Source organism: Flavobacterium covae (genome assembly GCF_001534645.1).
GTDB lineage: Bacteria > Bacteroidota > Bacteroidia > Flavobacteriales > Flavobacteriaceae > Flavobacterium > Flavobacterium covae.
The window spans coordinates 473,854-486,331 of sequence record NZ_CP013992.1 but is presented as its reverse complement, the minus strand read 5'-3'; the positions used below and the strand labels follow the sequence as shown (position 1 = coordinate 486,331).

Genomic DNA, 12,478 nt, shown 5'->3' with positions numbered 1-12,478 from the left:
TTTTAAATACAATTTGCATTACAAATATACTGTTTTTAGCGATTTATGCTAATTTTTGAGTTTTTTTTAACTGAATAACCGTTATTTCAGGCATAATACCAACTCTTCCTGGATAAGCATGAAATCCAAATCCTCTATTTACATAAATATAGCGTCCTAAATGCTCATAACATCCCGCCCATTGCTTATACATGTATTGTGCTAAACTCCATTTAAAATACCCTGGTATTTCTATCCCAAATTGCATTCCATGAGTATGCCCGCTTAGTGTTAAATGAAATTTTTTATCATGATGTTTTACTATTTCTTCCCAATGACTAGGATCGTGACTCATTAAAATTTTAAATTCTTGATTCGTTAGTCCTTCTGAGGCTTTATCTATATCTCCTATCATACCAAAATGTTTTCCCCAGTTTTCAACTCCAACTAGAGAAAATTCTTCACCATCCTTGCGAATCTTAACATATTCGTTTAATAATAATCTAAAATTTATCTGTTCATGTATTTTTTTTATGTCTTTAAAGTTTTGAACTTTTGCTTCTTCTGATTCCCATTCTATATAAGCTCCGTAATCATGATTTCCTAGAACAGAAAATTTACCAAAACGATGTTCTTTAATACTTTTAAAAACTGAAATCCAAGGATCCATTTCTTCTGCCTTTGCGTTTACTATATCTCCTGTAAACAGTAAAATATCAGAATCTTGCTTATTAATTAAATCAATTGCGTATTGTATCTTTTCAGAATCATCAAAACTCCCTGAATGAATATCCGAAATATGAGTAATTCTAAATCCATCAAAAGCATCTGGTAAATCATCAAAAAACAAGTCTTGTTTAAAAACTTTAAAATTATATTTCCCTTTTGTTACTCCATAAATCAATGACAAAAAAGGAATTGCGGCTAAACCAAAGGCTACTTGACTAATAAACTTTCTTCTTTCTGGTAAAAAAGTACTTCGATTATCATACTCAATAAAATAGTTGGTCACCCCTGATAAAAAACGAAAAACGTCTTCTCCAAACATAAAAAGGGTTAAAACAATTTTTGGTAAATAAATGGCAAGCAATAACCCAAGAGCAAGCAAACTTTGCTTAGTTTGTCCTACTTTACGATCAAAATTAAAAATAGTGTAAAATATAAATATATAAATTAACATGCTTATTCCTACTCCTATCCAAAATATCCATTTTGAACGAACTAAGGTTTTAAAAGCTTGCAGTGAATAAATTTCTATCAGTAATAATAAAACAGCAATTACTATAAATCGGAACAACATCTTAAATCATTTTCAAGCAAAGTAACAAAATCGTGCGCAAGTTCATATCACCTTTTAACAGAACTTTTGTATTTCAAACTTAAACTCAGATTATGCGTTAGATTTTATTATAAAAATAAAAAGCAAAAATAGACTGAATTTTTTACCAAAATTGTAGTTATATTACATTGAATCTAAAAAATAACTATTTTTTAGATTCAATGTAATATTTATCTGTACTAAATTTCTAATGCGTAATGCTGATTTAGGCACTACCTACAAAAGCAATAAAAATTAGCGTTAGTTCTCGATGCGCTTCACGCTCGAACTAACGATGATTTCAATTATATACTCAACCGTTTGTTAGAGTTGTTTTAAAACAAAAAAAACATATCGAGAATTTTATTTTTTAATCCAGCATATTTTAAGTTTAAATGGTATTATACATGAAGATTTACGAAAGAAAAACACAAGGCACTAACGGTATATTCAGAAGTAAGATTATTTTCATCTATTTACTTCTGAATACACCTTAAACATCCAGAGGATAAAATCAAAAGCCTTTTATTTGATAAACAAATTTCTTTCTTTTAAAATAATATAGTCTATGAAAAAATAATTTTAACTACAAAACATCTTTTATTTAATAATTAGAGTCATATTAGGTGTTATTATTGCATCTGTTGTTCCTCCCGTATAACGCTGTGCATAAACCTCTACATAATCATTACTAGACAACTCTACGGAGGCATTTAAAGGCAAAACCACAATATCATTAGTTGTCAAACCTCTACCATATATTTTGTATTGTGATATAACGGTACCGTTTTTCGCAATGTAAATTATATATGTTCCCGCCGCTGGTACTTGAAAAGAAATTGAGCCCGTAACTTGAAATATTCTTTTCTTTTTACCTAAATATTTTAATCTATTACTTACTCCTCCATCCGTAGAAAATCGAAATAAATTAGTAGAAGTTGAGACTCCTTGAACTTTTACTATATTACTTGGATTAGAAGTATTAAATGAGGTAGAAGCACCACTCCCTACTGGGTAATCAACTGCAAAGTCTCCTACGGCTGATGCGTCTGTTTCGGTTGGAATACCAGGACAACGAACATTCCAATTATTATTAAAATTATACCCCGTGTATCCTCCTACTGTGTAAGGATTTACATACTTTCCTGTTGTAAGAGTACCTGTAAAACCGGTAGATTCTAATATAGCATCGCCTGTAATAATAGGGTTTGAGGAAACATCAAATCCTATGCTTGCTCCATTAACTTCACTAAAACCTCCTTGTTTAGCCGCTAATGAAAATGTTCCAACTAATTTTTCATATATTCCCGTATTATTACTAAACCAACCTGTATTGCTCAATAATAATCTTCCTACATTTTCATAAATTACGCCATTTGCATTTGCATAATATTGTACGATACTAAGAAAAACTAAAGCAAAATTTTTCAATAAACCTACAGATGAGGAACCTGCCACTATACAATCTCTAAAAATAAGACTAGCCGTTCCTCCTCCGTCTATATTAAAAACATTTCCTGAAGGAGCTGATAACGTCAAGATTCTAATACTCCCTCCTGTAGCTCCTGTAAAAAGATCTCCAGAAATTCTTACCAATTTATCTTCACTTGAATCTTGTCCGCTTATATAAGCATTATTTATTTCAATAGGAAAATTTAGATTAATTGTGCCATTTATCTCATATAAAGTTCCTGAATCTAAAAGATATTTAGATCCTCCTCCAGCGGTAAGCTCATCCGCTAATACGGTAGCTAATACATCTGTTGATTTTATTAATTTATATTTTAAACGACCATCTGAATTTATATTCATTCTAATCCAACTAACAGAAGTGGTATCATAAAAATAAAATGATTTCAAATCTGTATCATACACCATCAATCCATTTGCGGGACTAGTAATTGCTAACTTTTGGGCTGTTGTCATCCTAGGTGTTAACATTCCTTTATCATTAGATACTATATCTAAAATAGAGCTTGCATCAGGCGTTACTGTACCTATACCTACCTGAGCTAACAAACTAGCCGTTGTTAGCAAAAAAGTCAATAGGTAAGCAAACAATGTTTTTTTGGGGGCTTTGTTTTTTTTCATTGTTATATAAATTGGTATTAAACATTACAATTTACCTATAAAATTAACCTTTTTTTTCAATATAATAAAACAATTAACCATCAATACACAAAACTTAACATTGTTTTTTTCACACCTATCTTAACTAAATAATTAAGATTATTGAAATCTTATTTTTTAACAAGTTCTTTATCTAACAAGTTTTGTATTTTTGAATGCTTACAAAACAATAATCATGTCAACACAAAAACGTTTATTTCTGCTCGACGCTTATGCACTTATCTTTAGAGGTTATTATGCTTTTATTAAAAACCCTCGAATTAACTCTAAAGGCTTAGATACTTCTGCTATTATTGGTTTTATGAATTCCTTAATGGATGTCATTAAGCGCGAAAAACCAGACCATTTAGCAGTAGCATTTGACAAAGGAGGCAGTAATTATCGTTTAGAAATGTTTACCGAATACAAAGCTAACCGTGACGAAACTCCTGAAGCTATTAAGATTGCTGTTCCTTATATACAAGAAATCTTAAGTGCTATGCACATTCCTATCATAGAAGTTTCTGGATATGAAGCAGACGATTTAATAGGTACATTAGCTAAAAAGGCTGAAAAACAAGGTTATCAAGTTTTCATGGTTACACCCGATAAAGACTTTGGTCAGTTGGTTTCTGAAAATATTTTCATGTATCGTCCAGCAAGAGCTGGAAATGATATAGAAATTTGGGGAGTAGAAGAAGTCAAAACAAAGTTTGAAGTACAAGATCCTTTACAAGTTATTGACTTTTTAGGAATGATGGGAGATGCCGTAGATAATATACCTGGATTACCTGGTGTAGGCGAAAAAACAGCCAAAAAACTATTGGCTGAATATGGTTCTATGGAAAACCTTTTAGCAAACACAGACAAACTAAAAGGAAAAATGAGAGAAAACATTGAAAACAATAAAGAAAAAGGAATTCTTTCTAAAAAACTAGCTACCATCCTACTAGACTGCCCTGTAGAATTTGATGAACAAAGTTTTGAACTTTCAAAACCCGATATAGAAAAAACTGATATTTTATTCCAAGAACTAGAATTTCGTCAAATGAAAGCTCAATTTGACAAACTTTTTAGCGGAGGAAGAGAGTATGATGAAATAGATACTTCTGATTCTTCTTCGAAGAAAAGTTCAAAAAAAACACCTGAAAACCAAATGGATTTGTTTGGTTTTTCTGATCCTGAAGAAAGCCAATCTACAGTTGGTTTTCAGTATGCAAATCTAAATAACACATCTCATTTTTACCAAATAGTAAATGGGAACTTACCCATTAATCTATTATTACAAAACTTACTACAACAAACAGCTGTTTGTTTTGACACGGAAACTACAGGAATAGACACTAACAATGCAGAATTAGTCGGTCTTTCTTTTTCTTGGGAAAAAGGAAAAGGTTTTTACATTCCTTTCCCTGAAAATCAAGAAGAAACAAAAAATTTAATTCACAAGTTTAAGCCTTTTTTTGAAAACGAATCCATTACCAAAATAGGACAAAACATCAAATACGACCTAAAAATTCTTGCCAATTACGAAATCAAAATAACAGGTCCTTTGTTTGACACTATGATTGCCCATTATTTGATTAATCCAGATATGCGTCACAACATGGATGTATTGTCCGAAACTTATTTACAATACAGCCCTAAATCTATCGAAGCTTTAATTGGAAAAAAAGGGAAAAATCAATTATCAATGCGCCAAGTAGCATTAGAAGAAATCAAAGAATATGCGGTAGAAGATGCAGATATTACATATCAATTAAAGGAACATTTTCAACCTATTTTAGAACGAGTAGGCACAAAAAAGCTATTTGATGAAATAGAAATCCCATTAGTGCAAGTTTTAGCAGATATGGAAAGAGAAGGAATTAATCTAGACAAAAACTTCTTAAAATCCATGTCAATAGATATGCAGAAAGAAATTGAAACCATAGAGAACAATATATACGAACAAGCAGGAGAAAAATTCAATCTAGCATCTCCTAAACAATTAGGAGACATCTTATTCGAAAAACTCCAAATTGGCGGAACAAAACAAAAAAAGACCAAAACAGGGCAATACGCTACAGGTGAAGAAATTTTAAGCAATCTCGCAAACGATCACAAAATAGTACAGGATATATTAGAATGGCGTCAACTTGTAAAACTAAAAAGCACTTATGTAGATGCTCTACCATTACAGGTTAACAATAAAACCACTCGTGTACATACTGACTATATGCAAACTGTAGCAGCTACAGGAAGATTAAGTTCTAACAATCCCAACTTACAAAACATTCCTATTAGAACTGAAAGGGGTCGTCAAATACGCAAAGCATTTATTGCTCGCGATGAAAATCACACCCTTCTGTCTGCCGATTATTCACAAATCGAATTACGTATTATAGCTGCTCTCTCTGGAGAAGACACTATGATTTCTGCATTTCAAAACAACGAAGATATACACAAAAGTACTGCCGCAAAGGTTTTCAACGTTCCTCTGAACGAAGTAACAAAGGAACAACGTAGCAATGCAAAAACGGTTAACTTTGGAATTATTTACGGTGTTTCGGCATTTGGTTTGAGCAACCAAACTTCATTATCAAGAAAAGAAAGTGCAGAACTCATTGAAGCTTACTATAAAACCTACCCTAAACTAAAATCATACATTACCACTCAAATTGATTTTGCTCGAGAAAATGGATTTGTAGAAACCATATCAGGACGTCGTCGTTATTTAAAAGATATTAACTCAGCCAATGCTGTCGTTCGAGGCGCAGCAGAACGAAATGCTGTAAATGCTCCCATACAAGGAAGTGCAGCTGACATTATTAAAATAGCCATGATTAATATTCATAAACGCTTAAAAGAAGAAAAATACCAATCAAAAATGCTACTCCAAGTTCACGACGAATTAGTCTTTGATGTACATAACTCAGAACTAGAAAAGATACAACCTTTGATAAAAGAGGAAATGGAAAACGCTTTTAAACTAATCGTACCACTAGAAGTAGAAATAGGATTAGGTAAAGATTGGCTAGAAGCACATTAAAAAATATCTTTATTTTAAAAAAATAAACTTTCATTCTATCAAAGAAAATATTTCAACTACAAATACTCTTATTTGACAGAATGAAAGTTTTTATCTTATTTCTTCAAAAAAATCACACAACAAATATATCTGTGTTTTTTTATACAATCAGATTTATTAGCAAAAGCCTTTCTTAACTTTAACATAACTTTACATAATAGAAATTCATTGCTGGCAAAAAACGTAACAAACCTATTATTTACAAAAAACTTCCGAATATTTTCCCCGCTTAATCTTTTTCATCTTCATCAAAAAACTCGTCTATCTAATATTATAGCAAACAATAAAAAAAGAAGAAATAGATAAAAAGGATAACTTACTGAAAAGCAATAAAAAAGAAAATATATTAAACCTATTTGCTTTATAAATAAATAATTGTACTTTTGCACTCCCTTAATTGGGAATGGAATGTTTAATTAAAAAGTAATTATTGTGAACACATTAAGCTACAAGACAGTATCAGCAAACAAAGCCACTGCAGACAAACAGTGGATTGTTGTAGACGCTGAAGGTCATAACTTAGGTCGTCTTGCTTCAAAAGTTGCGATGCTTTTAAGAGGTAAGTACAAGCCAAGTTATACACCACACGTGGACTGTGGAGATAATGTAATTATTATCAACGCGGAAAAAATCAACCTTACAGGTAACAAGTTAGAGGACAAAACTTATGTTCGTCATACAGGTTACCCTGGAGGTCAAAGAACATTAACAGCTAAAGTAATGCAACAAAAAAACCCTGCATTATTAGTAGAAAAAGCTGTAAAAGGAATGTTGCCTAAAAATAAATTAGGCGCTCAATTATTCCGTAATTTGAGTGTAAATGTAGGTTCAGAGCACAAACATGCTGCTCAAACACCTAAAACCGTTAATCTAAACGATCTTAAGTAATGGGAGTTATTCACAAAATCGGTAGAAGAAAATGTGCTGTGGCACGTGTTTATGTATCAGAAGGTACAGGAAACATTACTGTAAACAAAAAAGCATTTGAAACTTACTTCCCTACTGCAACTTTACAGTATAAAGTTATGCAACCACTAGCAATGACTGAAAACGCTTCAAACTTTGACGTAAAAATCAATGTTTATGGAGGTGGTACAACAGGTCAAGCAGAAGCTGTACGTATGGCTATTGCTCGCGCTATGTGTGAAGTAGGAGAAGGAAACAGAGCTATCTTAAAACCTGAAGGATTACTAACTCGTGACCCTCGTATGGTTGAGCGTAAAAAATTCGGTCAGAAGAAAGCTCGTAAGAGATTCCAATTCTCTAAACGTTAATATTTATTATTATTTATTAAAAAAAACTAAGTTATGTTGCTTTTCCGTGCTGAGGCCGGAGATTAGTTTAGCATCTAAATGGGTTGAGATTAGAAAATTTATTTTCCAATCTAAATTTAAAGACACATTGCTAATTCAACAGAACGTAAACTATTTCTAAAATGGCAAATAAAGTAGAAGTTAAAGAATTACTAGAGGCAGGTGTTCATTTCGGACACATGACTAGAAAGTGGGATCCAAACATGGCTCCTTACATCTACATGGAGCGTAATGGTATCCACATTATCAACCTATACAAAACTGCAGCTAAAATTGAAGAAGCTAATGAAGCTTTAAAGAAAATTGCTGCGTCTGGTAGAAAAATTTTATTCGTTGCTACCAAAAAACAAGCAAAAGATATTGTAGCTGAAAAAGCTAAAGCAGCAAACATGCCTTACATCACTGAAAGATGGCCAGGTGGTATGTTAACCAACTTCGTTACGATTCGTAAAGCTGTTAAAAAAATGGCTTCTATCGACAGAATGAAGAAAGACGGTACATTTGACACTTTATCTAAAAAAGAGAAATTACAAATCGATCGTTTACGTGCTAAGTTAGAAAAAAACTTAGGATCTATCGCTGATATGTCAAGATTACCAGCTGCATTATTTGTAGTAGATATTAAAGCTGAACACATCGCAGTAAAAGAAGCTCAAAAATTAAACATTCCTGTATTTGCAATGGTAGACACGAACTCTGACCCACGTCAAGTTGACTATGTTATCCCTGCAAATGATGATGCTTCAAAATCTATTGATAAAGTATTATCATTAGTAACTGCTGCTATTACTGAAGGTTTATCTAATAGAACTTCAGAAAAAGAAGTAGAAGCAACTGAAGAAGCTAAAGCAGCTAAAGCAGCTACAGCTTCTGAAGAATAATATTTCAAATTCCAGTCGCAGTTCCAAATTCCAAAAAATCATCAAATTTGATGATTTAATAAAATTAGAATTTAGAATTAGTCGATTGGAATTTTTTACTTTTAAAAATTATTAAATTTATTAAAATAAAATAGTATGTCAACAATCACTGCTGCAGACGTAAATAAATTAAGACAATCTACAGGTGCCGGAATGATGGACTGTAAAAAAGCTTTAGTTGAGGCTGAAGGAGATTTCGACAGAGCGATACAAATCCTTAGAGAAAAAGGACAAAAAGTTGCTGCTAACCGTTCTGACCGTGAGTCTTCTGAAGGGGCTGCTGTTTCTTTTGTTAATGCTGATAACACTAAAGGAGCCATCCTTACTTTAAACTGTGAAACTGACTTCGTAGGTAAAAATGAAGCTTTCGTAGCTTTAGCTAAAGATTTAGTTGAAAGAGCGATTAATTTTTCTACTAAAGAAGAATTATTAGCTTCAGATTTCGGTGGAATCACTGTAGCTGAGAAGTTAATCGAGCAAACTGGTGTAATTGGAGAGAAAATCGAAATCGGTGGTTTCGAAATTTTAGAAGGTGCTTACGTTGGTTCTTACGTTCACGTAAACAAAATTGCTGCTTTAACTGCAATTACTTCTCCGATCGCTAATGCTGAGGTTTTAACTAAAGACATCTCTATGCAAGTTGCTTCAATGGGAGCTGATACGTTATCTTACAAAGATTTTGATCCTGCTTTTGTTGAGTCTGAATTAGCTGCTCGTATTGCAATCATTGAAAAAGAAAATGAAGAAGCTGCTCGTTTAGGAAAAACATTGAAAAATGTTCCTAAATATATCTCTTACTCTCAATTAACTGAAGAAGTTTTAAAGCAAGCTGAAGAAGATGCTAAAGCGGAATTAAAAGCAGAAGGTAAACCTGAGCAAATTTGGGACAAAATCATCCCTGGAAAAATCCAACGTTTTATCTCTGATAACACTACTTTAGATCAAGAGAAAGCTTTATTAGATCAAAACTTCATCAAAGAAGATAGCAAAAAAGTAGGCGATTACGTTAAAGGATTCAATGTTGAAATCACTGGTTTCAAAAGAGTTTCTTTAGGATAATCTAATTATCTCATACAAAAAAAAGGGGTATTCAAAAATATGGATACCCTTTTTTTTATTAAAAACACATTACCTTATACAAAAACTCTTAACTAGGAAACTTCTTTTACCTTATACCATTTAAACTTTGAAATTTCCTCATAATACTATTTTTTTAACCTTGAAACTGCCCAAAAAGTTCACAATCATATCATTTCGACCAAAGGGAGAAATCAGATAATATTGATTATAAGACTCCTCCTTACGTAGGAGTAACAAACTGTGTGTTGATTTAGACACTATCCTACAAAACAATAAATATTAGTGTTGGTTCTCGATGTGCTTCGCGCTCAAACTAACGATGATTTCAATTATATACCCAACTGTTTGTTCGAGTTGTTTTAAAATAAAAAAACAGATCGAGAATTTTACTTTTTAATCCAATATATTTTAAGTTTAAATGGTATTATTCCTTTTCTATATAAAATTTGAATCAAATTTAATTTCATATATTCTTTTGATTCAATTTCATTTAAACCAGATTATCTATTAGAAAATTATCACAGAAACGTTCTAACGCTTGGCGAGGTTGTAAGATTCGAAACCAATTATTTTCTGTTAAAGATAAATTTTCTTGCGAAACATGAATTTACTACACAATTCACAATCTTGCCAAACACTTCTTAGTAATAGGTAAAATTTGCCTACAACTGTCTTTTTAGTTTCAAAATATTCTCTTTAATTTCATTTTCTGTTAGTTCCGTTTTTATATTTGATTTTAACAAATTTTCAAGGGCTAAAATTTGCGCTTTTATTAATGCTTTTTCAGAATTTATTTTTATATCAGCATCAATTCCAATGTGCTCCCAATTAGAATTTGTGATTGCATTTTTCTCTAATGAAACAGGTATAAATACCTGATATTTATTTCCAATAAGAAATGCTTTTACTGGATTTGCAGCACCATAAGTTTTTTCTCCAATTATTGTTGCAATTTTATTTTGTTGTAAATTATATGCGAATGCTTCAGCAGCAGATATGGTTTTGTTATTTACAAGAATATATACTGGTTTATCTAAATATTTTTTACCTTTTACTTTTTTTGCAGTATAGGATTTTGTAGTTTTATTATTATATCTTGAATAAACCTCATTTAATTTTATTTTTTTATCAAAAAAGTAGCTTAAAAAAAGTTCAACCATTTTACCATCTCCGCCTTGATTATTTCTTAAATCTATAATTAATGTATTAGTGTTTGATACAAAACTCATTGTTGCATCAAGAATTTGTTGAGCTGCTTGGTTTCCTTCTGGAAATCCAGTATATTCGATATATCCAATATTTCCATTTAATCTTATCACTTTTTCAAAACCATAATTCCATTGTTTATTAATGGCATCATATTCTTTCAGTATTTCTTTTTCAGTGACTACTTTTTTTTCTTTTTCTTGTCTTGGGCGGTATAATACATTGAAATGTAAATCATTCCCGTTTTTTGTTAAATAGGTTGAAAGAGATTTTGCAAATTCTACATCAGGTAGGCTGTCAAAAGTTTTAAGATTTATTTCTGATTTTAATTTTTTAGATAGTTGATTGGCTATATCTTCAAAAATGTAATATTCTTTAATTTTGTCAGCTATTTCCAATATTTGTTTATTCCGTTCTGTAACATCTTGTGCATTTGTTTTTGAGTTGAAGGAGATTACAACGTAAATTAAGAATAGATTAAAACTTTTTTCATTTTTTTTAGATTTTACAATTACTAATTATTTTGTTTAAAGTTTTATCGAGAAAATTTATTTCTTCTAACGACAGACCATTAAGCGCAGTATCCCTATTTATTTGTATAATTGGATTTATTAATTTGAGCGTTTTTTTCCCTTTTTCGGTTATTTCCAGATTAAATTTCCTTCTGTCGTCTGGATGAATAGTTCTATTTAGGAAATCTTTTTTCACCATTAATTCTACCATTCTCGTAATGGATGCATTGTCTTTAAATATAAGATTTGCCAATTAATTTTGAGAAATTTCCGTATTCTTATTAAGAATTATTAATACTAAACATTGATCTACAGTAATGTCTTTTACAATTTTGGTGATATTTTTCTGTGAAATTTTCCTATATTCCTTAATTGCTTTCTCAATTAAATAAAGTACTGTTCCTGTTGGATTTTTAACATTCATATTATTTTGTTTGATACAAATATAATTGATATATCAACAAAAATAACGATTTTATTTTTTTTAAAGATATGTTCTTACGACTAAACTTATTTTTATGAGTTCAGTAGATTTTTAAGGATTGCTTACTGCTCACAATCTCCTTAAATCTAAGGAGATCTCTTTCCTTTTCCCTCAACAATAAAATCAGCCCTATCTCTAAATTTACATTTTTATTAAAAAGCTAACGATAATATAACTTCAACCTATTTTTTATATTAACTCAGGGGTAAACCCAAAAATAAGTTTATTTATTTTTCAATAATTAATGTACTTATTTAAATCTCATTCCTATAATCACAAAATAGATCAATAAATCTTTCGAGTATAAGCAAGCCAGAATAAAACAACTCATCATTCTTTTTTCCTAAATCTTTTATTTTTTTTGATTTTATTACTTTCTATCTCACAACAATAAGGATACCTAATTCTTGATTTAGGTTTAACCAATATAAAACAATCAGGTATAAACACAGTTACTAAGTCACAAAACAACAATTAAGATTAAATA

The 12,478-nt window shown here is 30.8% G+C and carries 9 protein-coding genes; 5 read left to right on the top strand and 4 right to left on the bottom strand.

Annotated features, from left to right (window positions below; translation table 11 throughout):
• Positions 1–43: 43 nt before the first annotated feature.
• On the bottom strand, positions 44–1,279 hold the full coding sequence (locus tag AWN65_RS02030; protein ID WP_060381643.1) for a metallophosphoesterase: 1,236 nt from the start codon (positions 1,277–1,279) through the stop codon (positions 44–46).
• Between the two features lie 618 nt (positions 1,280–1,897).
• Positions 1,898–3,388 (bottom strand): hypothetical protein, encoded by a 1,491-nt coding sequence (locus tag AWN65_RS02025; protein WP_060381642.1) that lies wholly within the window; start codon positions 3,386–3,388, stop codon positions 1,898–1,900.
• 214 nt (positions 3,389–3,602) lie between these two features.
• On the opposite strand from AWN65_RS02025, the gene polA reads away from it, so the two are divergent.
• From polA to tsf, 5 genes are all read left to right on the top strand, one after another.
• On the top strand, positions 3,603–6,437 hold the full coding sequence (gene polA / locus AWN65_RS02020; protein ID WP_060381641.1) for a DNA polymerase I: 2,835 nt from the start codon (positions 3,603–3,605) through the stop codon (positions 6,435–6,437).
• Between the two features lie 471 nt (positions 6,438–6,908).
• The gene (gene rplM, locus AWN65_RS02015; protein ID WP_060381640.1) at positions 6,909–7,364 is read left to right on the top strand and encodes a 50S ribosomal protein L13; all 456 of its coding nucleotides are present in this window, start codon (positions 6,909–6,911) and stop codon (positions 7,362–7,364) included.
• The gene (gene rpsI, locus AWN65_RS02010; RefSeq protein WP_060381639.1) at positions 7,364–7,750 is read left to right on the top strand and encodes a 30S ribosomal protein S9; all 387 of its coding nucleotides are present in this window, start codon (positions 7,364–7,366) and stop codon (positions 7,748–7,750) included. The genes rplM and rpsI overlap by 1 nt, the downstream gene beginning before the upstream one ends.
• Positions 7,751–7,911: 161 nt before the next feature.
• Entirely contained in the window at positions 7,912–8,670 is a 759-nt protein-coding gene (gene rpsB, locus AWN65_RS02005; protein WP_060381638.1) for a 30S ribosomal protein S2, read from the top strand.
• Positions 8,671–8,805: 135 nt separating this feature from the next.
• Positions 8,806–9,768: a translation elongation factor Ts gene (gene tsf, locus AWN65_RS02000; protein WP_060381637.1), complete on the top strand. Its 963-nt coding sequence runs from the start codon at positions 8,806–8,808 to the stop codon at positions 9,766–9,768.
• Between the two features lie 683 nt (positions 9,769–10,451).
• Here the strand turns inward: tsf and AWN65_RS01995 are convergent.
• Complete coding sequence (locus tag AWN65_RS01995) at positions 10,452–11,393, bottom strand: S41 family peptidase (RefSeq protein WP_060381636.1); 942 nt, start codon at positions 11,391–11,393, stop codon at positions 10,452–10,454.
• 100 nt (positions 11,394–11,493) lie between these two features.
• A complete protein-coding gene (locus AWN65_RS15410; RefSeq protein ID WP_145902535.1) occupies positions 11,494–11,760 on the bottom strand; it encodes a MarR family winged helix-turn-helix transcriptional regulator in 267 nt (88 codons plus the stop codon).
• Positions 11,761–12,478: the final 718 nt, after the last annotated feature.

What these genes read in the sequence shown, in the direction of transcription:
- polA (WP_060381641.1), top strand. Translation starts at nt 3,603, where the DNA reads ATGTCAACACAAAAACGTTTATTTCTGCTCGACGCTTATGCACTTATC.
- AWN65_RS02025 (WP_060381642.1), bottom strand. Translation starts at nt 3,388, where the DNA reads ATGAAAAAAAACAAAGCCCCCAAAAAAACATTGTTTGCTTACCTATTG.
- rpsI (WP_060381639.1), top strand. Translation starts at nt 7,364, where the DNA reads ATGGGAGTTATTCACAAAATCGGTAGAAGAAAATGTGCTGTGGCACGT.
- rpsB (WP_060381638.1), top strand. Translation starts at nt 7,912, where the DNA reads ATGGCAAATAAAGTAGAAGTTAAAGAATTACTAGAGGCAGGTGTTCAT.
- AWN65_RS02030 (WP_060381643.1), bottom strand. Translation starts at nt 1,279, where the DNA reads ATGTTGTTCCGATTTATAGTAATTGCTGTTTTATTATTACTGATAGAA.
- tsf (WP_060381637.1), top strand. Translation starts at nt 8,806, where the DNA reads ATGTCAACAATCACTGCTGCAGACGTAAATAAATTAAGACAATCTACA.